Below are 23,325 nucleotides of genomic sequence, written 5' to 3' on the forward strand. Positions count from 1 at the left end.
CTCGAACCCCTCGGCATGGTCGCGGCTCGAAGGCCGGCCGCCGTCTCGGGAGGGTTCCCCAGAACCTGGCACTCGATTCGCGGGATCGTGGGCCGGCATCCGGATCCCGTGGACTGAACCCAGACGCTCGCGAACCCATGCCGAATCCTGACAACGAGTCTTCAGCGTCCGCCTCCCAGGGTCGTCACAAGCGGGAGCGGAGCACTCGCTATCCCGGCGTCAGCCTGGCCGAGAGCCTCAAGCTCTGCGAGTCGATCGACGGCATGGGCCTGGACGGCCTCTCGGCCCCCGACATCGCGCTGGCGCTCGGATACAAGAACATCAAGACGAACACGTTCTCCGCCCGCCTGAGCGCGGCGAGGCAGTTCGGCCTGTTGACCTTGACCGACGAAGGCTACGGGCTCACCCCCCTGGCCAAGGAGATCCTCCACCCGGTCGACCCGGTCGAGATCCCTCGCCTGCATCGCCAGGCGCTCCTCAAGCCGCCGCTGTACGCGGAGCTCGCCGAACGGCTCGGGGACAAGCGCGTGCCCGAGGCCGAGATCCTGGGCAACGTGCTCTACCACAACCACCAGATCATCGCGTCGGCCAAGCGGGCGGCGGCCGACGCCTTCCTCGAGTCGTCCCGATTCGCCGGGGCCCTGGGCGACGACCTCGTCTTCCGGCCGGGCGGCCCGGCCTCCGCCGCCCCGTTGCCCGCGTCGGCCCCGATCCTCGCTCCCGTCGAGCCGGCTCCGGCAGTGCCCTCGACGAGCCGAGCCCCGGCGACACAGGCGGAAGTCCGGATCGACCTCCAACTCTGGGACCAGGACGAAGGCAAGCTCATCCGCGTCCGGGCCCCCCGGTCCATCACCCCCGAGAGCTTCGAGAGGCTGCTCCAGGCCTTCCGACTCATGGTCCGCATCGAGACGCCAACGTCGGCGAATTCGACGGGCGTAGGCCTGGACGACCCCGACGGCTTGGCGTAGCATCGGCCAATTCTCGGCCCCCGGGACCGAAGACGAGACGAGGCCAGGCGAGGCGCACCCCATGTTGCATGCGAGCGACGCGGACGGATCGGCGAGGGAGACCACGCCCGGGACGATGCCGCGATTGGCGATGACGACCTTCGTCATCCTCTTCGGGATGAACCTCCTCGACTACCTCGATCGCAACGTCCTGGCGGCGGTCGGGCCGCAGATCAAAGAGCAACTCAAGATCTCGCACGCCCAGTGGGGATTCTTGGCCAGTGTCTTCCTGGTGAGCTACTCCGTCATCAGCCCGGTGATGGGCTGGCTGGGCGACCGCTACCGCCGGACCTGGCTGCTCGGCATCGGCGTCGGGGTCTGGAGCCTGGCGACGGTCGGCAGCGGCCTGGCCGACAGCTACGGCCATCTCGTCCTCGCGCGGAGCGTCCTCGGGATCGGCGAGGCCACCTATGGGGTCATCGCGCCGACGATCCTCCTCGACCTCTTCGCCCGAGAGTCACGCTCTCGGCTCCTCTCGGCCTTCTACCTCGCGATGCCGATCGGGAGTGCCCTGGGGATCGGGCTCGGCTCGTACATCGCGGAGCACTACCACTGGCAAGCGGCCTTCTACGTCGCGGGCGTCCCGGCGATGGTGGCGGCCCTCTTCGCCTTCTTCCTGCCCGAACCCGTGCGGGGGGCCAGCGAAGGGGTCTCCGTCGAACGACTCCGCGAGCACGAACGCGCCGGGGCGACGCGCGAGGACTACGTCGACCTGATGGTCAACTCGTCCTACACGTACTCGGTCTTCGGCATGGCCGCGTATACGTTCGCCATCGGCGGGATGATCTTCTGGGTGCCGAACTACCTCTTCCGGACCCGAGGCTTTCCCCAGGGCCGCAGCGGGATGATGCTCGGGGCGGTGACGTGCCTGGCGGCGATCCTCGGGGTCAGCCTGGGAGGCTGGATCACCGACCGGCTCGGCAAACGCTGGCCCCAGGCCCAATTCCTGGTCCCGGGCGTCTCGATGCTCGCCTCGATCCCGTTCGTGCTGATCGCCCTGTTCGCGAAGACGGAGCCGGTGATTTATTCCTCGATCTTCGCGGCCGAGGCATTGATGTTCATCAATACGGGCCCCTGCAACGCGATCATCGCCAACGTCGTCCAGCCGAACCTCCGCGCCGCGGCTTATGCGATCTCGACGTTCGCCATTCATTTCCTCGGCGACATCTGGTCCCCCTGGCTGATCGGCCTCACGGCCGACAAGCTCGGCGACCCCTTGACCATGGCGAGTTCGTACGGCCAGTTGCTCAAGGCCATCGGCGTCGTGCCCACCCAGATCTCCGGCCAGCCACCCGAAAACATCGTCGCCGGCCTGCTGCTCACAGTCCCCGCCATCTTGCTCTCGGGGATCGTCTTCCTCGCGGGAGCACGACACCTGCCGAGAGAGATGGCCTTGATGCAGGCCAAGCTCAAGGCCGCGCCCGTTCGACACCAGCCCGGCAAGGAGTTGCCGACTTCGTGATTGCGGGCCTCCTCGACCAGTCATGGCGAATCTGGTCGTTACGACGTCGCATCCCCTACCTTTTGCAGACACGTCTCCCTTCCCAATGGGCAGGCCGGAGAAAACACCTCCGGCCTGCGCCTCGACCTGTCGTAATCAGGCCCGAGCGAGCGTCGGCCATCGATCTCACGCTCCACCGAACCCGGCACGCGAATTCGTCCTGGAGGAGGGAAGGCGATGCGGGTTACGCTGAGGGTGACTCAGGGACCGCACGCAGGAAGGTCGTTCGAGTTTCAACAGCACGATACGTTCATCGTGGGCCGGGCGGTCTATGCGCATTTCCGACTGGAACAGCGGGACAAGTATTTCTCGAGGGCCCACTTCCTGGTCGAGGTCAATCCGCCCCTCTGCCGACTCATGGACCTGGGGAGCACGAACGGGACATTCGTCAATGGCAAGAAGGTCGGCGAGGTCGACCTGGGGGACGGCGACAAGATCCGTGGAGGAATCACGGTCCTCGAGGTCGGCATCGACAGGACCGGGGCACCCGACGAGACGAAGTCCTTCCTCGCCGTCGAGCCCAGGCCCAGGCCGAGGCCGAGGCCGCCCGAGCGGGAAAGGCTCCAGACCTCTCCGCCCCTCGCGTCGCCTCCAGGGCTTGATCCGGTCGAGCGGATCGGCCGCTATTGGCTCGTCCGGCAGATCGGGCGAGGGGGGATGGGAGTCGTCCACCTCGCCGTCAGGGAGGGTGACCGGCGTCAAGTCGCGCTGAAGACGATCGAACCCCGGGCCGACGCCGGGGCGAGGGAGATCGATCGGTTCGTGCGCGAGGCCGGCGTCCTCGAATCCCTCGAACACCCCGGCATCGTCTCGTTCATCGAGTCGGGCGAGTCGGAAGGGCGGATCTTCCTCGCGATGGAATTCGTCGAGGGGATCAACCTCGCCCAGGCCCTCGGCCGATCCGGCCCGTTCGACGTCGGCCGCGCGACGAGGATCGCTTGCCGACTCCTCGATGCGCTCGAATACGCCCACGGTCGCGGCTTCGTCCACCGGGACGTCAAGCCGGGCAACGTGCTCCTGTCGGGCGATGCCAGCACCGACCGCATCAAACTCGCCGACTTCGGGCTGGCGAAGCTCTACCAGAGTTCCAAGATCAGCGGATTGACCTTCCAAGGCGAGATCGGCGGGACCCTCGCGTTCGCGGCCCCGGAGCAGATCACCGACTTCCGGACGGCGAAGCCGGCGTCGGACCTGTACTCCGTGGGGGCAACCCTCTACATGATGCTGACAGGCCAATACATCTACGATTTTGGCAAACCCATCAGCCAACAAGTCTTGATGATCCTGCAAGACGACCCGATCCCGATCCGATCGCGACGGCCGGACCTCCCCGCGAAGCTGGCCGCGATCATCCACCGGTCGTTGGCCAGGGACATCGAGGCCCGCTTCCCCGACGCGAAGTCGATGAAAGGTGCGCTGTCGGAATTCGCATAGGGCGCAGTCCGAGCTCACCACGGACCAACCCCGGCGGGTTGGCATCCGTCAAAGGATCGCGAAGCTGACATCACGTGGACAGGAACCGTTGGTGCCGAAATGCGAGCCGCTCAATTGGGCGCGGGCCAGGCCCCGTCCCAGACGGTCAGGACACCCTCGTCCCTGCCGCTGGCACCGAGTCGGGTGCCGTCCGGGCTGAACGCGACGTTCAGATAGTTCACGGAATCCCGGATCGAAAAGACCTCCTCACCGGTCGAGGAATCCCAGAGTCGGATCGACCCGTCCTTGACCGCCGACGCGATCCGCTTCCCGTCCGGGCTGAACGCGAGTTCGTCGTTCGACCCCGGATGTCCGGCGATCGTCAGGAGTTTCTTCCCCTCGCTCGTATCCCAGACGATGATGGTCCGCTCCTCCCCGCTCGAGGACGCCAATCGTTTCCCGTCGGGGCAAAAGGCCACGCCACCGGCAGCCTTCTGGTGGCCGGAGAACGATTGCAACAACTCCCCCCGCGCGACATCCCAGACCCGGACGATTCCATCTTCCGCCGTCGTCGCCAGGCGGCGTCCTTCGGGGTCGAAAGCGACATCGGTGACGACCGACGGGTGGGAAAGCACCTGGAGCATGCGACGATTTTGAATGTCGTAGATCCCCGCCGTCCGATCGTCGCCGCCGGAGGCGACGCGTTTGCCGTCCGCGCTGAAGGCCACCGTGTTGGCGCCTCCGGCGGCATGGTGCCGGGATTCGGCCACCAGCGTTCCGGATTTGATGTCCCGGACCTTGATCCCGTCAGACAGGGCCATCGCGACCTGTGAGGCGACCGGGCTACAGCTCACGCCTCGGACCCACGAGACTTCGTCCGCGAGCGTCCTGACGACATCGGTGCCGATCTCCCAGAAGCTCGAGGACTTGCCGTGCCTCCCCGAGACGAGGCTATTCCCGTCGTGAGCGAAGGCCAAGGTCCCAAAATAGGCTGTCGGCCCTCGAGCGGTGCGGACCGGGCTCGGTCCGGCATTCAATTCCCAGATTTTCATCGTCCTATCGTCGCTGCCGGTAGCGAATCGTCTGCTATCGGGGCGACAAGTGATCCCCCAGACCGTGGCCGAATGGCCGGGGAAAGAGAAGATCTGGCGGCCACTCGAGGCATCCCAGGCGCAGACCGACCCGCCCACACAACCGCCGAAGATCCAAAGCCCATCAGGGCTCACCGTGACGCAGTGGACCGCCGATTTCGGGCGATCCAGGAGGAAGACCTCTTTCCCGGTCGAGAGGTCCCAGACCCCGACATCTCCGCTCACGAGCGAGGCGACGACTCGACGGCCATCGGGGAAAACGGCGATCCGATAGGGGATCGGACGGCTCGTGAACTCGAAGCTGGGGCGCAAGGTCGCCGGATCCAAGAGCGAGATCGACCCACGTTCGTTCATGACCGCGGTCACGAGAAGGCCGTCTGTCAGGCGAAACTCCATGCCGTGGATCGCTCCGCCCAAGGGCGACGATTGCCTCGACTGGCCCGTATCCACGTCCCAGACCCTGACGGTCTGGTCGTCTCCCGCCGAGGCGAGGCGTTTGCCGTCGGGGCTGAAAGCGACCGGCTCGACCCCGTCGGTATGGCCGGCGAGCGTCCGTATCAGCCGCCCATCCCGGGCATCCCAAAGCTTGACCGCGCGATCATGCGAGCCCGTTGCGATCCGGTCGTCGTCGGGGCTGAAGGCAACGCCCCAGACGTGGGCATCGTGCCGCGACAGGTCGAAGAGCCGCGTACCGTCCGCCGCGTCCGAGACACGAACGAGACCCTCGGAATGTGCCGACAGGATCCGAGTCCCTCGGTGGCTGAACGCCACGACGGAGACTCGCCCTGGGTGCGTGACGATCTCCAGGGGGCTCGGCGTGTCTGTTTCCGGTGATGTCCCCAACGGCCTCGACGAGCCGCCCCACACTCTCGGTCGGCTGAGCCGCTTGAGGTAGCCCCACTCCCAGCCACGCCGGTCGACCGGGCATTCATCAAGGATCCCTCCGGCGAGCCCCCGGTCCCCGACCTTGACGGCCTCCGAGGCTCGAGCAATCCGATCGCGATAGCTCATCGAGGAGGTCGATGGCTCGGCCAAGCTCTTGCCAGGGGTTGGCGTGGATCTCACGATCGGAGCCGACGACGCCTCCCCGCGCGCCGAGACGGAGGAGGGGCCTGCCGGTTCCGACGCAGCACCGACATTGAGCAGCCGTTCTTCGCCGCGACGGATGTCGACCGAATACCGGCGGAACTCATCGTTACCAAGGCCGACCTCGATTCGGTGCGTCCCCGCCCGGAGCCTCAATGGCACGTCGAGGGCCTTTCCTCCGACCGTCGCACCGTCGACCTTGATGGCCGGGTCCGGCCCGGGGCCGTCCCTCTTGATCCTGACGGTGCCCAAGTCGGTCGCGAGATAGCCGAGCCCGAAGGCGGCGACGATCAGGGTCGCGGCCAAGGCCACAATGCGTCCCAAAGCCTTCGGCCCGGAAGTCGTCACGGGAGGTGCGGTCACGGTCGGATCCGGCCTTGAGACCTTCGGCCCGGAAGTCGTCGCGGGAGGCGAGGACGGCGGAGGCGGGACGGTTGATACCCCATCAGCGGTCTGGCCGGCGCTCAGCTTGTCCAGGAATTGGCGGACCAAACTCTCGGTCCCACCCGACGGCGTTCGGGCGGGACCGTCTTCCCTGCCGGGAACGAGGAGGATCCCGTCCGACGACGGCGGCGGCGATGAGTTGCTTGTTGTTTCGCGCATGGACCCGGCCAGCGCGTCGGCGAGCTCGAGCATCGACGCATAACGATCTCCCGGACGCTTCGCCATCGCCTTCTGGCAGATGCCGTCCAGGCTCGCGCCCACGTCGGCTCGGAGGGACGATGGTGCGTCGGGGGTCGCCACCATGATCTGCGCCAGCACCAACGCCACCGGCCCTTCGAACGGCAGGCGGCCCGTCAGCAACTCGTAGAGAATCACGCCCAACGCATAAACGTCGGTCCGCGGGCCGACCGCCGACGAATCGCCCGAGACCTGCTCGGGGGCCATGTACCCGGGAGTGCCCAGCACGATGCCTGTGTTCGTCAGTCGGATGTCCTCGGTTCCCTCGCGCCTCGCCAGCCCGAAGTCGACCACCATGAGCTCGCGTCGCTTGCTCAGCAGCACATTCGCCGGTTTCAGGTCGCGGTGCACCACGCCGTTGTCGTGCGCCGCCTGGAGAGCCACCGCCAGCTTCCGCACCAACGCCGACGCCTGCCGAACCGGGATGGGTTCTTCCCGACCCAGCAAATCCGAGAGTGGGCGTCCTTCGACATAGGCCATCGTGAAATAGGGCGAGCCGTCCACCTCGCCGACGTCATAGACCGGGCAGAGGTTCGGGTGGTCTAATGCCGCCGCGGCCTTTGCCTCGCGCGAGAACCGTTCGAGGGCCTCGGACCTGCCCTTTTCCCCCAAGTGGGGGACCTTCAGCGCGACGTCGCGTCCCAGTTGCGTGTCGTGGGCCAGGAACACCGACCCCATCCCGCCTCGTCCCAAGGTCCGGATGACCTTGTAGCGGCCGAACATCGATCCCGGCGAGAGTTCCTGAGGCTCACTCTGGCGCCTGGACGATCCCGAGACCGACTCGCCTCGTCCCGGCGTCGAGGCCAAGTCGGGGCGAGAAAACGGCTGGCCGCACTTCGGACAAAACAGGCCCCGCGCGGAATCGGTGGAAGCGAAGGAGGACGTCGCGGCACAACTGGGATTGGAACAGATGACGCGAACAGCCATCGACGAGCCCGCCCGCCAGGACGCCGGGGTACTTCGAGTAGCACCGCGACAGGGTGTAAGGTCCCCGGCGTGAATGAATTCAAGCGACATCAGTATGAATTTATAGCCTCTCCCTGTCAATCGGCCGAACGCCCCGACTCGTCGACGTCGGTTCCATCGCCTCCGACTTGGAATCGCTCTCCGAACCGCAACTCCTGGATCAGATCGACCTGGCCGATACCATCAACACGATCGACGCGATAGGCCGTCAGAAGGACATCGTCGAGAAGATCGTCAAAGGCGGTGGCGACTGTGTCATCGCCGTGGAGGGCAAGCAGCCGAAGCTCTCCGCCGCGATCCAGGGCTTCTTCTCCGACCACCTGGAACGCGACATGGAGGACCTGCGATATCGCTGCCACGAGACCCGTGATGAGGGCCATCGCCGGATCGACGAACGCTCCTATTTCCTGGCCAAGGTCCCGCGGGATTTCGCGACGTTGAAGGAAAGGCCCTGGATCAAGGCGATCGGCTATACGGCGCGGATCACGCAGCACCCCGACGGTAGGGAGACGGACGAGGTGCGAGATGACCTCAGCTCCCGCGACCTCAGCGGGAAGCGATCCGGCGAGGCGGTGCGAAATCATTGGAGCATCGAGTCGATGCACTGGGTATTGGACGTGAACTTCCGCGAGGACGAGCACCGGACTCGGGGGAGGAGGTTGGGCAACAATCTGAGCGGACCACGGCGGTTCGCCGTGACGCTCCTGAAGCCGCATCACGACAAGGATAGCCTCAGGGGAAACATGATGTCCTGTAGAATGAATACGGACAACTTAGCGCAAGACCTGAAATTACAGCAACTTTCAGATGCGCAGGCCCAGACCGAAGGCCTACTATCATACGCGATGCGAGATCAGGAAGTCATTCCCGGCCTATTCCTTACTCGTGAACCACTCGGTAGAATCTGACCGCTGCCGATCGGTCAGATTGCGACACAAGGGGTGCCTGCATGGCGGAAAATCACCACCTGGGGTTGAACCCACTCTTCACCCGACGTGAAATGCTGGGGAAGTCGGGCAAGGCGACTCTGGCCGGCATGGCAGCCCTTGCTGTTTCGCATGCGGCTGCCGGTACTGTTTCGCAAGGTGCGGAAAGACGGCCCCGTATCGCCTGTATCGTCAGCTATTGGGGGGCTCCGGGATCCCACGCGGACTGGACCGTCAACAAGCTGATCGATGGCTACTGGTGGCAGGGCAGCCACACTCCTTCACGGGTGGACGTTGCCTCTGTTTACATCCACCAGTTTGAGACTAGTTTACTGGCCCAGAAAGTATGCAATGCAAAAAAGATACCGATCTATAAGACGGTAGGCGAGGCCGTCAAGTTCGGGGGGTCGGAACTTGCGGCGGACGGAGTGGTCATCGTCGGAGAACACGGGAACTATCCCACCGATCTCAAGGGGCACTGGCTCTTGCCGCGCTGGTGGATGTACCAGCAGGTGATCCGGGTTTTCGAGCAGAGCAAGCGCTCGGTCCCGGTCTATAACGACAAGCACCTCTCCTACAACTGGGACGATGCCAAGTGGATGTTCGACAAATCCCGTGAACTGAACTTTCCACTGACCGGCGGTTCCTCCATCCCGACCTACTTCCGTAAGCCCGAGATCGACCTCGCTATCGATACGCCTATAAAGAACTCGATCGTGGTTGGAGGCGCTGGGGATGAGGGAGCCGTTTTCCATTGTGTTGACGTGCTCCAAGCCTTTGTCGAACGACGCAAGGGCGGCGAGACCGGCGTCAAATCGGTACAGTCCATCCGGGGACCTGAAGCATGGAAGTGGGTCGTAGACAATCCCTGGGCCGGCAAGCTGCTTGATTCCGTGGCGGACAAGTTCGACCTGAAGCCGGGATCCTTCCAGAAGAGCGCCCGGGCGAACATCTGTAGCGTGGAGTATAACGACGGAACAAAGGCGGCCGTCATTTCGGGCCGCGGCGTGGGCTGGACCTACGCCGGCGAAATCGAAGGACAAACGGAACCGACAATCGTCTCGATGCTTGGCTGGCCCGGCCCTTACTCGCAATACCACGCCGCGAACGCTCAATCGCACTGGATCACCGAGATGATGGTGACCAAAAGGGAACCATTCAATGCGGAGCGGTTACTGCTGTCTACCGGGATTGTGAACCACTACATGGACTCAAACTGGGAGAACGGCCGTTACTCTGCCGTTGGGCACCGCATCGAGACGCCGTTCATGAATATGAAATACCACACAACACGGGGACCGATGTTTGAAAAGGGCGAGCGTCCCCCGAACACCCCATACATCCGGGGCTTCGATACATAAGCTCAGTGCATCGCGTCCGAAGGCTCCGAGACGGCCCCGCATGCCAGTCCGGCTACCCGCAACGGTACCGCCGCGGGAATGATACACCTGAGCATTTACGCCACAAGCGGGAACCGGCGATTCAATCGTGTGTACCCTTCGAGGAATTGAGGACACATGCCGGACGACGCTGGGGCCGCGGATTCGCGAGTTCCAGTCCGACCTCTCTCACACGCCTAGCTTGGCAGCACTGTAATAGAAATTCTCATCAATGTCCCGATGCGTGTCGACCAATGACAGCCCGGCCGATCGAAGGGCCACCTCGTAGGCCACCGATCCGATCGATATCGACCGTCGGCCGGTGAGCATGTCGGACCAGGCGCACTCCTGTTCCGGCGACGTGAACAGAAATCGGCCGTCAGGCTTCAATACCGCCCCCACGCGGCGGATGACCGCAACTTGGGTCTCGGCCGGGAGAAGGAACATCAGGCCCCACGATACCACCCCGTCGAACGGCCGGTCGAAGAACCGGGACTGCTCGACAGGCTCGCACGCGACCGGGGCCCGTGGGAAGTGGTTCCGGAAGGCGGCCGTCATGGAAGCGGACGCATCGACTCCGGATACGAAGTACCCGGAGTCGATGAGGGCTTGGGAGATTGGGATCCCGCACCCGCATCCGAGGTCAAGGATGTCACCACCAGGCGGAAGCAGTCGAGCCCACTCACGGACGTAGGAAACCCCGACCAATGAGCAGGACCGTCCGGCAATGAACTCCTCGGCCCGCTCCTCGTAGCCGTTCGAGCCGTCTGCACCGACCGTCATCGGAGACACCTCTGGGATTCCGTCATCCAGACAAAGAGTCGAGTTGCCGCTGGCCTCGAATGAGTGTTGTCTAATAATGAGTGGATCGAGATTAGATCTGGCGATTCTGTCGATATTTTCTGGTGTCGGCTGGCTTGGCATCCTCGAGCAATTCGTCGTGCTCATCTCTCGGAAATACGGTCACGGCGCACTGGCTTGGATCGTCTTCATGATATCCTGTGGATGTAACTCCGAGTGCTAGAAAGAACCAAAGTCCAACGAACTCGACGGGATTGGGATCAAGAGCCAGTAGGATTAGATTTGGGTCTGGGTGGGAATTGATCGTCCAGATCGGTCGGTTGTGAATGGAAATCTCTGCTCCTCCAGGAGCAAAACCGACATGATTCACAAACAAATCGTTCATATAACACATGATGATGCGGGCTTCGTTATAATGTTCGGCGATTCCTCTGTCTTCCCAAGTCGACATGCTGGATTCAGGTGTCCCGAGGATTTTGTAGACCGCATCGCGCGACATCCCGAATTTGACAGGATGGGCTCCGCTGTAAGGTTGGATATCGAAGTGCATGACTTTTGAAGCCCTGATAGCCTACGCGAAAGTGGCACCAGACTCCCCGACTGATAGATGATAGTTCGGGTTCCTATCGACTCTCCGTTCCAGTCGGACGCCTTCGATTCACGGCTTTTGGGATGGATCCCATTCGACTCGACATATTGGATAAGCGATTTGTATGCTGCCGTCCCGACATGCGCACCCGTTGCTGATGTCCGGAACTCCATCCCTCTGAGAGCACAGTGTCTTCAAAAATAAGGCTCGCACGGCCAGGAATTAGTGACCACAGAGCGGATGATTGATAGACTATTCCCGGCGAGTGAAACAACCTCCAGAATAGGAACGGATTCCACAAGCGATCGCTTCCGCTTCGAGTAGCTTCCGCCTGACCAACTCAGGCATTTGCGCTATACAAATAGCAACCGCAACCTCTCACGTCTCGTATGACCCGTCGCGACATCATCGCCCTCGGCCAGGTCCGCCATCGCAAGACTTCCTGGATCGGCCCCTTCTTCGACGAGCTTCGTTTCAGTTTCTCGCAGGTCTGGCGGGTCGTCAATGGCGTGTCTTCCGTGAGCCGTCGGATGCAGCTCGAGGTTGAGCGGGTCCGGATGACGGCACGGCCGGGGAGGTCCGCATGACCTGTCCCTGGCCCCCTGAAACCCAAGGCGAGGTCGGCAACGCCCTGATCGTCGCCCAGAACGCACTGGCCGGATACGCACAGGTCTCAAACGGCCCGGAGACCGAGGCGCACCACCAGGCAGCCCTTCGCGCCCTGGGCATCGTCCAGCAGGCGATCCGCTCGGCCGCTGTGCTCGAGCAGCAGGGAATCGTGCCCGGCGACACGATTCGTTTCACCGACTCCTTCAAACAACTCGTCGAGCCCGAAGGACCGACTTTCCGCTACGGCCTCCACTTGGACGGCCCCAATCGAGAGGGCGAAGTCCTGCGGGTCACGGACGGCGTGGCCGAGGTGGTTTGGAATGACGTCTCCCTGCTCCGCCGGGTGAAGACCGATCACATCGAGGTGGTTCCTCGGGCCCTACACGATCGCCTGCACGGCGGTGTGCTTGGCCCACCCGGCCACATCCCCCGCCGTGCTGCACCGTCGGCTCGAAGTCGGCCTCGTCGCGCGGCTGTCCCTGTACGGCTCGACCGACCTCGCCAAGCATGTCATCATCCTCGCAACTCTGCCGCCCGAGCAGACCCCGCCTTAACATAAACAAATACTTTATCCAATAATTCCATCGGGGTCCTACCTCTGGGGTCGGAATTCCCGGTGGCTGGTCGGGTGGCGCTGCACCGTGTTCGACGCGCGGGTCCCCCCGACCATTGGTCGAAGGTCCAATATGCCGTGGTCGGCGACGAGCCGCTCGAGACGGAACTCGACGCGCGGATCCGCGCCAACTTCTCGCCGGTCGTCGACAACCGGAGCAATCGCCCGACGCTCATGGGCGTGCCCCTGTCGAAGCGCATCAGGGGATTCGGGGTGCTCGTCCTCAGGCGGGACCCGGCGCCGAGTCCGGACTCGGACTGGGACTCGGACTCGGACTCGGACTCGGACTCGGACTCGGACTCGGACTGGGACTCGGACTCGGACTCGGCCCGACGCGAGGGATCTCGAAGGGGGGCCCGCCTCGGCCGTTGGGAGCGAGCCGCAGTGAGCTCTCTTCAATTCATCCGGCGCCGGGTCGGAGGGCGGACCGAACGAGAGGAGGGGGAGGGCGTGCTGAAGAAAGTGCGCGAAGGCGGACGCCGTCGGCCGAGAGGGAACGCGAGGAGGGGGCTGCCACTCATCGCGGCACCCAAGCCCGGGAAACCACGGATCAATTCCAAATACGGATATATTTTAATTTCGAAACGTCACGCCGCATGGCTCGGTCTTCGCTTCGCACCACGACCGACCAGCGTGGTGACAGAGAGCCGGGTCTGTTGTAGTCTGGGGTCCGCCCACCGACTCGCGGTATGGCAACGTTTTGGAAGGGGTGGGCCTGGCCCACCGACCAATTGGCGGACCGTTTCTCTAGAAAGACCTGATCCATGAGCAAACCCATTCGCATCGCCGTCACGGGGGCCGGGGGCCAGATCGGTTACGCCCTCATCTTCCGGATCGCCTCGGGAGGGCTGTTCGGTCCGAATCAGCCGGTCTCGCTCCGGCTCCTCGAGATCACCCCGGCGCTGCCCAGCCTCAACGGGACGCTGATGGAGTTGGACGACTGCGCGTTCCCGCTGCTCGCGGACGTCGTAGCGACCGACCAGGCGACGACGGCCTTCGAAGGGGCCGACTGGGTCGTCCTCGTCGGGGGCCTGCCCCGCAAGGAAGGGATGAGCCGCGCCGACCTGATCCGCGCCAACGGGCCGATCTTCACCGGCCAAGGGAAGGCGATCAACGAGGCCGCCGGGCCCGACGTCCGGGTCTTGACCGTCGCCAACCCGTGCAACACGAACTGCCTGATCGCGAAGTCGCACGCCCCGAAGATCCCGGCCGAGCGCTGGTTCGCGATGACCCGCCTCGACCAGAACCGCGCCGCCGCGCAGCTCGCGACGAAGGCCGGCGTCCCGGTCGGCCAGATTAGCAAGATGACGATCTGGGGTAACCACAGCGATACCCAGTACCCCGACTTCAAGAACGCCGAGATCGGCGGAAAGCCCGCGACCTCGGTCATCACCGACGGGGCCTGGCTCACCGACACCTTCGTCCCGACGGTCGCCAAGCGAGGCTCGGCGGTGATCAAGGCGCGCGGGGCGTCGTCGGCGGCCTCCGCGGCGAATGCGGCCCTCGACAGCGTCCACTCCGCCTCGTTCCCCACCAAGGCGGGCGACTGGTTCAGCGCCGGGGTCGTCTCCGACGGCAGCTACGGTGTCCCCGCCGGCCTGATCTACAGCTTCCCCCTCACCACCACGGACGGCGTGAAGTGGTCGATCGTGCAGGGCCTGCCGATCGACGACGACGCCCGTGCCCGGATCGACGCGTCCGCGAAGGAGCTCGAGGCCGAGCGCGACGCCGTCAAGGACCTCCTCGGTCCCGCCATCTGAACCGAACGAAGATCCGACCCGATGGCCCCGTTTCCAAGCAAGCGGACGGGGCCGTTGGTCTTCGGCCTCAACGGAACGAGTTCGGCTGCTGGGCGGCCCCGGTGCGTTGGTTGGGGTCCTGGCTGATCCCGAGGATCCGGCTCCGGGGCCTGGCCCGGTCGACGATCACCGCGCCGGTCTCGCTCGTCTCGGCGACGCCCCGATTCCCGGCCTGGTCGACCACCTCAATCCGGAGGTGGAACCGGGGGGGGACGCTCGGCGGTACGGTCCAGATGTATCGTCCGGTGTTGTCGATCGGCTGGGGGGTGATCGCGACCCAGTTCGATCCCGCCTGGTCCGGCCGCCAGGACAAGAACACCGGCCGGGGGGCGAGGTGGGTGTCGGTCGCTCGCCAGTCGATTGCAACCTTCCCGACATTCGGCCCCGTGCCGATCTTGGGGGTCAGCAGTTGGATGTCGGGCGGCGTGCTGTCGACCTCGACCCAGAACTGCGGCGGATCGCCGGGGGCAGGGGGCTGGTCGCCCAGTCCCGACGCCGAGAGCGCCACCAGGCAGAGGCCGTAGGTCCCCTCGCCGCCGACATCCACCGGGAACGGGCTCGTCTTGTCCGGATCCTCCCCGCGCCGATTCCACGTCCGCCCGCCATCCTGGGTGACCCAGAGCTCGACGGTGTTCGGCCCGTTCGGGCCGGCGTCGTCCACCTTGTAGTCGAGCGGGAACTTCGGACTCGAGACGAGGATGGTCCGGTTCGGGCCACCGCCGGAGGGCGCCGAGAAGTGGTCGGCCTGCGCAGGCCGAGCTTCCGAAGTGAACGGGTCGGGGTCGTTCCGCGGAGGGGCCTGACTCCGGGGAGCCGGCTCGTTCGCGAGGAATGGATCCGTCGAAGACGTATCCGCCGGGATCTCGTCGGTCGGGGGCCGATAGTTTGGCCCCGAAGAGATCTGGGCGATCGGCGGCGGGGCGGACTCCGAATACTCGTTCGCGGCCAGGTTCGGCCTGGCGGACGAGCCTTCGGGCAGGTTCACCACCGTCTCCATCACGTTCCCGGCCCGGTCGGAGATCGTCGCGCGGACCTTGAGGGGCTCGGATGTGCCGGCGTCCCAGCTCTCGCTGCCGATCAACGCCGGGCGGCGGATCGGGACCTGTCGCCATTCGCGAAGCCCCCCGACCTGGTACTCCACCACGAGCGATTTCAGGTCCAGGTTCTTGTCGGCGACTTCCCAACGAACCGACGCATGGCTATCGCGACGTCCGCCGGGGTAGAGATCGAGTGTGGGGGGGACCGTGTCCACGATCACCTTCAGCTTCGGCTCGACCTCTTCGTCCAGGCCGGGATAGGCACGCCCCTGGGTGTCGATGGTCCGGACCGTGAACCAGTATTCCGCGTCCCGAGGGGCGCGGAAGGTGAACGATGGACGGTCGGGGGTCGTCTTGGTCTTGGGCTTCCACGTCTCGCCCATATCGTCGGACACCCAGAGCTGAACTTCTTTATACCGGGCGAGGTCGGCCGGGTCGATGTTGAACGGGACGCGGAAGGATCGGCTCTTGTGATAGATCGTCCGGCTCGCGACCGGTTGAGGAGCCCCGGAGGCGCAGGGCGCGGCGATCCCCAGGATTAGGCACAGGCCTAGTCCGATGATCGCCAGTCGCACCCGAACCGCCGTCAACGTCACGTGAACTCTCCTCGAGGATCCCGGGCCTTGTCTTGGGCCTCGTTCGGGAGCGAAAGCGGCTCCCGGATCCCGACTCGGGTTATTTGAGACGGATCGAAAGACCCGCCACGCAGAGATGGACCGCATCGCATTCCGCGGCGAGGCGTTGATTGGCCAGGCCCTGGAGGTCAGCGAAGCGCCGGGCGAGGGCATTCATCGGGACGATTCCCGACCCCACCTCGTTGGAAACCCAGATCATCCGGGCCGTCCCCCGACCGGCTCTGACCGAGCGCACGAGCGCGTCGAGGATCTCGGGATCCGACAGGGACACGCCCCCCACGCCAAGTAACAGATTGCTGATCCAGAGCGTCAGGCAGTCGATCACGACCGCGCCCTCCTGTGCCGACAACGCCGCCAAGGCTCCCTCAAGATCGCGCGGAACCTCTAGCGTTGTCCAACTTTGCGGCCGATCGGCACGATGCCGGCCGATCCGGCTGACCATCTCGGAGTCGTCGGGGTCGAGGGTGGCCGTCGCGACGTAGGTGACCGCCGCGGACTCCCCGGCAAGCCGCTCCGCCATCCGGCTCTTCCCCGACCGTGCCCCACCCAACACCAAGACGGTTTCGCCCATCGAATGGCCCTTCCGACCGCAGGTCCTGCTCCGACTTCGACTCTCAACCCGCGGCGCACCAAGAGACTTATGCGGGTCTTATCGGCCCTCATCGCCGTTCGGCTTGAAATGAACCCGCCGAAGATTCGGGTTGTGCGGCCGGCCTCTCACCCCTCCTCGACGCCCAATCAATGCCGAGTGGCGGCCCATCGGGTTGGGCTGGGCCTTGGAGCGACGCACGCCCCCGGAAAGCCCGGGAGTGCCGGTTGCTCGAGCCCGGACCTTTAAGATTCTTTCAGAGAACTCGCAACCGGACCGGGGCTTCGTCACATTACTAGGGTCAACGCGAACCGAAGGCGTGACGAGGATCAGGAACGTGGCAACCCGCAAGGAAAGCACCGTCCAGCGGCAACTCAGGACCCTCTTCAGCGTCGGGGCGACCCGAGAGCTCACGGACGGTCAACTGCTCGAGCGATTCGCGACGGGGCGGGGCCGGGGGGCCGAACTGGCCTTCGCGACGCTGGTCGACCGACACGGGGCGATGGTCCACCGGGTCTGTCACGCTCAACTCGGCGACAGCCACGACGCCCAGGACGCCTTCCAGGCGACGTTCCTGGTCCTGATCGAGAAGGCCAGGGGCCTCTGGGTCCAAGACTCCTTGGGTCCCTGGCTTCATCAGGTCGCCTTCCGCACCGCGTCCTGCGCCCGGTCGAACGCCGCGAGGCGCAAGCGACATGAACGCAGGGCGGCGGAGCTCGCGACCGGCCCTGACGGACACGTCGAAGTGGGCCAACCCGAATGGGCGAGTTGGCTCCACGAGGAGATCAACCGTCTGCCGGAGCGTTACCGGGTCCCGATCGTGCTCTGCGATCTCGAAGGCCAGAGCTGCGAAGAGGCCGCACGAACCTTGGGCCGGCCGATCGGCACGGTCAAGAGCTGGCGGGCCAGGGGGCGGGCTCGCCTGCGTTCCCGCCTGGTCCGGCTCGGCGCCGCGTCACCGTTGGCAAGCCTCGAAGCGGCGTTCGCCGCGGACGCCGCCGGCCCGAGCTCCCGCGTATGGGCGGGTGAAGCCGCCCTCCAGAACATAGTCCGCACCCTTTCCGACTGGACGATGGCCGGGGATGTCCCGGCGTCCGTCCGACTTCTGATCAAAGGAGTGATGAAGACCATGATCCTAAGCAAGTTAAGGACGACGGCCACCACGTTCCTTGCCCTGGCCCTCCTCGCGACGGGCTTCGGGACAATCGCCCAAGTCGCCGCCGAGGATGCCAAGGGGCCGAAGGACGATGGACGTCGGGAGGCGCCGAAGGCCTCGCCTCTGGCGGCGAGCGGAAAGAGTGAAGAGGCGGCCAGAGAGGAGTGGCCGCTGTCTCTGCGCGAGGCCATCATCATCGGCTTGGAAAACAGCGAAGCCGTACGAGTCGTCTCGACGGGAACCCGAAAACAATCGGTCGGTAGCTTCGAGAAGTCCAACTCGGGAGACAGGAGGGGAGAAAGCCCCTTCGAGATCGCCCAGGCAAAGCCGACGCTCGACGTCACTCACTTCCGCGCCGAGATCATGGCGCATGTCCGCTCGGTCGAGCAAATTTACTGGTCTGTGGTCCAGCAGAAGGCCCAACTCCGAGCGACCGAGCAGGCCGTCACCTATGCAAAGGACATCCTAAAGCGAGAGCAAGCCGAGTTGCAAACCGGACGGGGGACCGTGGCCGACGTCGCCGAGTGCACGCAGCGGCTCGAACAGTTCCAGCTCGACCTGGTGACCAAGACCTCTGATGTCATCACAACGGAACGGCAGCTCTGCAATATTCTTGGTATCCAGCCTTCTCGACACAGGATCATCCCGACGACTCCACCGGTCATTGCTCCGATCACTCCCGACTGGAACGAATCCGTCCGGACGATGCTCGCGAATCAGCCCGACATCGTCAGGGCGAGTGACGAGTTGAAGGACTTCGATGCGGATTATGCGGCGAAGGTGATCCAGCAGTATACGTCGCAATTCAACTCGACCGGGAACACCGGTCCGAAGTCCAAGGATGACGGTAAAGATGATGTCCCATCGGTCCAGGCCAAGGCGAGGAAGTACGTATACGCCGATGCCATCCACCAATACACTCACATCCTGGCCCGGTTCTTCCTCGAAATCGACGCCGGTTACAAGCAATACCAAACGGCCTCGCGACTCCGAGAGGCCGCGAAGCAGCGCCTCGAGGCGCAAAAGTCCTTCTACGAAGAGGGGCGGATCACGATCGACCGCCTCCTCGACGCCACCTCGCAGTATGCTTCAGCCCTCGGGACGGAGGCCCAGTACAAGACAAACTATAATATTTCGATCGCCGCGTTGGAGGAAGCGAAGGGGACGCTCCTGGAATTCGACAACATCAAATTGAGTCAGATCCCCGCCTCCGCAGGCCGCCCGAAGGCGGACAGCACGGTCCGGACCACTTCCCTGGAACCGCCGTCGATCACCGTTTCCTCACCGCCTCCCGTCCTCGCGAGGTCCGACGCGGCGATGGCCGTTTCCCCGGCGCCGCCGGCCCTCCCGACGGCCGTCCAAAGGACGTCGGACGCTGGCCGGAGCCGCGAGGGCAACAGCAACGGAAAGACATATTCGTTCCAGTTCTCCGTCAACGTCGGCGAGAAGCCGATCGAGGTCAAGGGTTCATTCACCGTCTCGCCGGCCTCGGCCGATGAGTCGTCGAAGACACCATGACGGGGCAGCATCCCGAGGTCTGAAGCTCGCCACCATCGTGAGGCCCGGCCTTCGGAAGAGGCCGGGCCTCCGCTTCATTGACTTGCCCGGGAAGTGAGCGAGAGCTCGCATCAAGGTCGATGGCACTCGGCCATGATCAGTGCAACTCAGGAGTGGGTCAGCCCGATCAGGATGAGGAAAGTCGCCTCGCTCAACTCGACGAGGGCGCCGAGGGTGTCGCCGGTCACGCCGCCGAGCTTGGCTCGCGCGAGTCGGGTCAGGGCGAAGGCGAGGATCAGGGTCGCGGCCGAGGCCACGAGCCCCGGCAAGCCAGCGAATGCAAGGCCGAAGCCCACGACGAGACATGCGGCCACTAAAGCATCTCGAGATGTTGTCGCATCGACGAGAACTCGGCCGGTGCCGTCCTTTCGAGCGTAGTTTGCGGAGCCGGCGGAGACCAGGATCAGGGTCCGGGAGATCGTGGAAGCTCCCAGGAGCACGAGAGGAGCCGATGAGGCGGATAGGTGGGTGAGGCCGACGTATTTGCCGAGGACCACGAGGACGAGTGCGGTGACGCCGAAGCTGCCGACGTGGGGGTCGCGCATGACGGAGAGACGTCGCTCGGGGTCGCCCCAGAGGAAGATCCCGTCGAACGTGTCGGCGAGGCCGTCGAGGTGGAGGCCGCCGGAGGCGGCGACCCAGGCGACGAGGAGGAGGAACGAGGCGAGGGAGGGGTCGGCGCCGAGGCGCCGGAGCGCCTCGGCAAGGGTGGCGAGGCCGAGGCCGATCGCCGCACCGACGAGGGGGTAGGCGAACCTCGAGGCCGCCAGGTCTTCGGCGGTCGTCTCGCCCTCGCCGAACCTTATGGGAATGACGGTCAGGAACGCCAGCGCGAGCTTCGTCGCACGCCAGGCGCGGGCGAGGCGAGGTGGACGTCCCGGGTTGCTTGAGACGTCCTGGGTCACGACGTCCGCGTCACGAGGGGTTCCGGAACTTGCGGACGATCGCCGAGAACTGGCCGGCGAGGTCCTTGATTCGGGCGAAGTCGCCCTGGGCGACCGCCTTGGCCTCGACGAGCGTGCCACCGACCCCGAGGCAGCAGGCCCCGGCCTTCAGGAACGACTCGGCCGTCGAGAGGTCGACGCCGCCCGTCGGCATCAACCGGACCTGGGGGAGCGGGCCGCGGAGCGCCTTCAGGTACGGAGGGCCGCCCAGGTCGGCCGGGAAGATCTTCACGACGTCGGCACCGGCTTCCCAGGCGGTGATGACCTCGGTGGGGGTGAGCGCGCCGGGCATGATGACCTTGTCATAGCGCCGGCAGAGTCGGATCACATCGAGGTTGACCGCCGGCGAGACGATATACTCGGCCCCGGCCAGGAGCGCGGCCCGGGCCGTTTCGGAGTCGAGGACGGTGCCGGCGCCGAGCACGATAGCATCGCCCAGCTCGCGGCGGACCTGGCGGATCACCTCGACGGCATCGGGCACCGTGAACGTGATCTCGGCCGCCGTCACGCCCCCCTCGGCCAGGGCCTGAACCACCTTCACCAGCGAGTCGCCCGACTCGGCGCGGACCACCGCGACGATCCCACCGTCCAAGATCCGCTTGAGCGTCGCATCACGACTCATGACCAGACTCCTCCACGCAATCCATCGAACTCTTGATCTTTCAGGCACACCGCCGGCGGACCTCCGCTCTGTTCACATGTCATGGGGCCCCGGAGACCGGCGTCGCTTCCTCTCGGGCCGGGCGGCCGTCCTCCGATGCCCCTGCCGGCTCTCCGAGCAGGGCGAACAGTTGGGTCTCGATGGTCGAACAGACGCGGTCGAGCGGGAAGTGCCCCACCTTGTGACTGTCGAACGGGTTCTGGAGCTCCGACCCGATATCATCGAGCGCCATGATCGGATAGGCAATCATGATCGTCGCAAGCGGCGTGAGCGAGCCGAGCTTGGGGAGCAACGCGAACGGCAAGGTCGAGAGGAACAGGACGATGAACCGCCGGATATCGATCGCATACGCCATCGGCAACGGCGAGTTCAGGATCCGCTCACACCCGCCCAGATGGTCGATGAGGAGCGCCCGAGACTTTTCGGCCTCGAGGAGGGCGAAGCGGTCGATCGTCAGGCCGTCGTAGCCTTCGCGGAGGATCTCGGCGATCCGGAGCGAAACGTAAGTCGGCATGTGCTCCGCTTTCGCGATCTCCGCGGCGGAATCCTCGCCGAGCAGTTTCACGACCTCCGGGATCTCCCGCTCCGCGCGCAGGCTGTGCATCACGACATAGGGGAAGCTCGCCGTCCAGCGCAGCAGCTTTCGACGCCAGGCCGTTTGATCGGGACCGTACGCCAGGGCCGCGATGATGAGATTGCGCGACTGGTTGTTGATCCCCCCCCAAAGCTTCTTGCCCTCCCACCAGCGGTCGTAGCCCGCGTTGGTCCGGAGGACGAGCAGGAGGCCGAGGGCCGCACCGGCGACTTCGTAGGGGGCGACCTCGATCCCGAGGTCGATGTGGACGAGCAGCTCGTTAAGCTCGAAGACGACGGCGGCGATCAGGCCGAAGACGAAGACCCGGCGCGATACCCTCTGAGTGACCGAGCCGTGGATGGCGAACGCGTCCCTCCAGAACCGGATATCGTCGTCGATCCCCGCACCCATTCCCGCGATTCTCAAAGCGCCAACCCTCCTTGACCCGAGACGAAGCCGTCGAGGAGCGAGGCGAGCTCGGGGGCGTTGGGGATCTCCTTGAACCGAAGGACCGGTCCAGGGATCCCCTCGAGCGCCTCCTCGTCGACCTTCAGCCGCTCCGAGATCGCCAGGACATACCGCTTCGGGCCGTGTTTGGGCAGGAGACGGAGCAGGCGCTCCAGGCTCGAGCGTTTCCAGAACCCGACCACCTCGACGTACACGTCCACGCCGGACTTGCGATGGACGAAACGATAGTCGGGAACCCAGACCCCTTCGCGACCGAGTTCCAGAACATCGGTCGTCTCGGTCACCTCCCAGGCCGGGGCCACCTGGCGGAACCGATCGAGGAACGCCCCCATCTCGGCCGGGACGTAGACCCCGGTGTCCGCCTGGTGCGAGACGAGCCCGTCGGAGGACTCGAGGTGGAAGGTCCTCGGGTCGCGCTTCGGGCCCCAGCGCAGCTCGGCGTCGAGCCGGAAGTCGGTGCAGAGGAGCAAGGTCGGGAGGAAAAGCGCCATCTGGAGGCCATACTTGTTGGTCGCGCTGAAAAGGCTGAGGGGACCGTCGAGGTGGAGGGTGTAGCCGTCGGCCATGTCCCCTTCGACGCGGTAGAGGAGCCGGTGGAACTTGAGCTGGCGGAAGAGCTGGCGGAACCGCGCCGGCTTCTCCTTGCGGATGTCGGCCGTGACCAGGACCGAGCGCAGGAGCACGGCCTGGGCGAGCGCAACGTTGTAGCGGTCGACCAGGCGCTGGGCGGTGAGGTCTTCGAAGGTGAGCATCCGATTCTCGTCCTTGAGGTCGGCGAAGAGTGCGGCGGCAAGCTTCTCCGGCTCCATACCGAGCCCTTCGGCAACCGCCCCGAGGACGACGTCGCGTTGGAACGGGGCGCGATGGCCGGCGACGGCCTGGAGGCCGCGACGATGCTCGGCGGCCGCGGAGAAGACCTTCTCGCGGAGCGCCTCGGGAGAAACATCCGAGACGACCGCGAACTCGGCGCGATCCTCGAGGACCTTCGCGAGGCCTCGGTGTGCCAGGGTCGCCATGCCCTCGCCCAACAGTTCGTCGATCTCGCCTTCGATCTCGCCCCGGGTCATCCCGATCCCCTCGCGGAAGATCAGGAGGAGGCTCTCGGCGACCTCGAGCCACTGCGGGTTGTCGCGCGGGAGGAAGAGCGGCATGATCCGCCCTTTGGAGGTCGTCTTCACCCGCACGAGGTTGCCGGTCAGCATGGTCGAGGGATCTCTGGGCGAACGGCCCGCCCGGCTTCGGT

The 23,325-nt window shown here is 65.0% G+C and carries 18 protein-coding genes; 9 read left to right on the forward strand and 9 right to left on the reverse strand.

The genetic code is table 11. The annotated features are described in order from the left end of the window. The first annotated feature begins 137 nt into the window (after positions 1-137). From ACYOEI_RS07580 to ACYOEI_RS07590, 3 genes are all read left to right on the forward strand, one after another. Positions 138-968: a hypothetical protein gene (locus ACYOEI_RS07580; RefSeq protein ID WP_462848771.1), complete on the forward strand. Its 831-nt coding sequence runs from the start codon at positions 138-140 to the stop codon at positions 966-968. 61 nt (positions 969-1,029) lie between these two features. Then, positions 1,030-2,469 carry a spinster family MFS transporter gene (locus ACYOEI_RS07585; RefSeq protein WP_462848772.1) on the forward strand — a complete coding sequence of 480 codons (1,440 nt, stop codon included), beginning with the start codon at positions 1,030-1,032 and terminating at the stop codon, positions 2,467-2,469. 216 nt (positions 2,470-2,685) lie between these two features. Further along, positions 2,686-3,942, forward strand: coding sequence for a protein kinase domain-containing protein (locus tag ACYOEI_RS07590; RefSeq protein WP_462848773.1), 1,257 nt, complete (start codon positions 2,686-2,688; stop codon positions 3,940-3,942). A 110-nt stretch (positions 3,943-4,052) separates the two neighbouring features. Here the strand turns inward: ACYOEI_RS07590 and ACYOEI_RS07595 are convergent, their stop codons facing one another. After that, on the reverse strand, positions 4,053-7,502 hold the full coding sequence (locus ACYOEI_RS07595) for a WD40 repeat domain-containing serine/threonine protein kinase (RefSeq protein ID WP_462848774.1): 3,450 nt from the start codon (positions 7,500-7,502) through the stop codon (positions 4,053-4,055). A 371-nt stretch (positions 7,503-7,873) separates the two neighbouring features. Between ACYOEI_RS07595 and ACYOEI_RS07600 the strand changes: the two genes are divergently transcribed. Beyond that, entirely contained in the window at positions 7,874-8,653 is a 780-nt protein-coding gene (locus ACYOEI_RS07600; protein ID WP_462848776.1) for an ISAs1 family transposase, read from the forward strand. Positions 8,654-8,694: 41 nt separating this feature from the next. Next, entirely contained in the window at positions 8,695-10,032 is a 1,338-nt protein-coding gene (locus ACYOEI_RS07605; protein WP_462848777.1) for a hypothetical protein, read from the forward strand. Positions 10,033-10,239: 207 nt separating this feature from the next. On the opposite strand, the gene ACYOEI_RS07610 is transcribed toward ACYOEI_RS07605, so the two are convergent. Together ACYOEI_RS07610 and ACYOEI_RS07615 are read right to left on the reverse strand one after the other, a co-directional pair. Then, positions 10,240-10,974 (reverse strand): class I SAM-dependent methyltransferase, encoded by a 735-nt coding sequence (locus ACYOEI_RS07610; RefSeq protein ID WP_462848778.1) that lies wholly within the window; start codon positions 10,972-10,974, stop codon positions 10,240-10,242. After that, positions 10,925-11,401 carry a hypothetical protein gene (locus tag ACYOEI_RS07615; RefSeq protein ID WP_462848779.1) on the reverse strand — a complete coding sequence of 159 codons (477 nt, stop codon included), beginning with the start codon at positions 11,399-11,401 and terminating at the stop codon, positions 10,925-10,927. Before ACYOEI_RS07615 ends, ACYOEI_RS07610 begins: the two co-directional genes overlap by 50 nt. A 428-nt stretch (positions 11,402-11,829) precedes the next feature. Here ACYOEI_RS07615 and ACYOEI_RS07620 point away from each other — a divergent pair, with 428 nt between their 5' ends. The 3 genes from ACYOEI_RS07620 (at position 11,830) to ACYOEI_RS07630 (ending at position 14,422) form a co-directional block, all read left to right on the forward strand. Further along, entirely contained in the window at positions 11,830-12,027 is a 198-nt protein-coding gene (locus tag ACYOEI_RS07620) for a hypothetical protein (protein WP_462848780.1), read from the forward strand. Next, positions 12,024-12,608, forward strand: coding sequence for a hypothetical protein (locus ACYOEI_RS07625; RefSeq protein WP_462848781.1), 585 nt, complete (start codon positions 12,024-12,026; stop codon positions 12,606-12,608). The genes ACYOEI_RS07620 and ACYOEI_RS07625 overlap by 4 nt, the downstream gene beginning before the upstream one ends. A gap of 818 nt (positions 12,609-13,426) precedes the next feature. After that, positions 13,427-14,422, forward strand: a complete 996-nt coding sequence (locus tag ACYOEI_RS07630; RefSeq protein WP_462848783.1) for a malate dehydrogenase — start codon at positions 13,427-13,429, stop codon at positions 14,420-14,422. Between the two features lie 67 nt (positions 14,423-14,489). Here the strand turns inward: ACYOEI_RS07630 and ACYOEI_RS07635 are convergent, their stop codons facing one another. Continuing rightward, positions 14,490-16,094, reverse strand: a complete 1,605-nt coding sequence (locus tag ACYOEI_RS07635) for a hypothetical protein (protein WP_462848784.1) — start codon at positions 16,092-16,094, stop codon at positions 14,490-14,492. 79 nt (positions 16,095-16,173) lie between these two features. Further along, positions 16,174-16,704: a bifunctional adenosylcobinamide kinase/adenosylcobinamide-phosphate guanylyltransferase gene (gene cobU / locus ACYOEI_RS07640; protein ID WP_462848785.1), complete on the reverse strand. Its 531-nt coding sequence runs from the start codon at positions 16,702-16,704 to the stop codon at positions 16,174-16,176. A 355-nt stretch (positions 16,705-17,059) separates the two neighbouring features. Between cobU and ACYOEI_RS07645 the strand changes: the two genes are divergently transcribed. Then, complete coding sequence (locus tag ACYOEI_RS07645) at positions 17,060-19,396, forward strand: sigma-70 family RNA polymerase sigma factor (RefSeq protein WP_462848786.1); 2,337 nt, start codon at positions 17,060-17,062, stop codon at positions 19,394-19,396. A gap of 146 nt (positions 19,397-19,542) precedes the next feature. Here ACYOEI_RS07645 and cobS read toward each other — a convergent pair whose 3' ends face one another. The 4 genes from cobS to ACYOEI_RS07665 form a co-directional block, all read right to left on the reverse strand. Then, positions 19,543-20,340, reverse strand: a complete 798-nt coding sequence (cobS, locus tag ACYOEI_RS07650) for an adenosylcobinamide-GDP ribazoletransferase (protein WP_462848787.1) — start codon at positions 20,338-20,340, stop codon at positions 19,543-19,545. Between the two features lie 10 nt (positions 20,341-20,350). Then, complete coding sequence (locus ACYOEI_RS07655; protein ID WP_462848788.1) at positions 20,351-21,001, reverse strand: bifunctional 4-hydroxy-2-oxoglutarate aldolase/2-dehydro-3-deoxy-phosphogluconate aldolase; 651 nt, start codon at positions 20,999-21,001, stop codon at positions 20,351-20,353. Between the two features lie 79 nt (positions 21,002-21,080). Then, entirely contained in the window at positions 21,081-22,040 is a 960-nt protein-coding gene (locus tag ACYOEI_RS07660; RefSeq protein ID WP_462848789.1) for a bestrophin family protein, read from the reverse strand. Next, entirely contained in the window at positions 22,037-23,284 is a 1,248-nt protein-coding gene (locus ACYOEI_RS07665) for a DUF790 family protein (protein WP_462848790.1), read from the reverse strand. The genes ACYOEI_RS07660 and ACYOEI_RS07665 overlap by 4 nt, the downstream gene beginning before the upstream one ends. Positions 23,285-23,325: the final 41 nt, after the last annotated feature.

Source organism: Singulisphaera rosea (assembly GCF_054877945.1).

Bases quoted from the DNA above. Each gene is read 5' to 3' on its own strand.
- ACYOEI_RS07580 (WP_462848771.1), top strand. From the start codon at position 138: ATGCCGAATCCTGACAACGAGTCTTCAGCGTCCGCCTCCCAGGGTCGT.
- ACYOEI_RS07585 (WP_462848772.1), top strand. From the start codon at position 1,030: ATGTTGCATGCGAGCGACGCGGACGGATCGGCGAGGGAGACCACGCCC.
- ACYOEI_RS07590 (WP_462848773.1), top strand. From the start codon at position 2,686: ATGCGGGTTACGCTGAGGGTGACTCAGGGACCGCACGCAGGAAGGTCG.
- ACYOEI_RS07595 (WP_462848774.1), bottom strand. From the start codon at position 7,502: ATGTTCGGCCGCTACAAGGTCATCCGGACCTTGGGACGAGGCGGGATG.
- ACYOEI_RS07605 (WP_462848777.1), top strand. From the start codon at position 8,695: ATGGCGGAAAATCACCACCTGGGGTTGAACCCACTCTTCACCCGACGT.
- ACYOEI_RS07610 (WP_462848778.1), bottom strand. From the start codon at position 10,974: ATGCCAAGCCAGCCGACACCAGAAAATATCGACAGAATCGCCAGATCT.
- ACYOEI_RS07615 (WP_462848779.1), bottom strand. From the start codon at position 11,401: ATGCACTTCGATATCCAACCTTACAGCGGAGCCCATCCTGTCAAATTC.
- ACYOEI_RS07620 (WP_462848780.1), top strand. From the start codon at position 11,830: ATGACCCGTCGCGACATCATCGCCCTCGGCCAGGTCCGCCATCGCAAG.
- ACYOEI_RS07625 (WP_462848781.1), top strand. From the start codon at position 12,024: ATGACCTGTCCCTGGCCCCCTGAAACCCAAGGCGAGGTCGGCAACGCC.
- ACYOEI_RS07630 (WP_462848783.1), top strand. From the start codon at position 13,427: ATGAGCAAACCCATTCGCATCGCCGTCACGGGGGCCGGGGGCCAGATC.
- cobU (WP_462848785.1), bottom strand. From the start codon at position 16,704: ATGGGCGAAACCGTCTTGGTGTTGGGTGGGGCACGGTCGGGGAAGAGC.
- ACYOEI_RS07655 (WP_462848788.1), bottom strand. From the start codon at position 21,001: ATGAGTCGTGATGCGACGCTCAAGCGGATCTTGGACGGTGGGATCGTC.
- ACYOEI_RS07665 (WP_462848790.1), bottom strand. From the start codon at position 23,284: ATGCTGACCGGCAACCTCGTGCGGGTGAAGACGACCTCCAAAGGGCGG.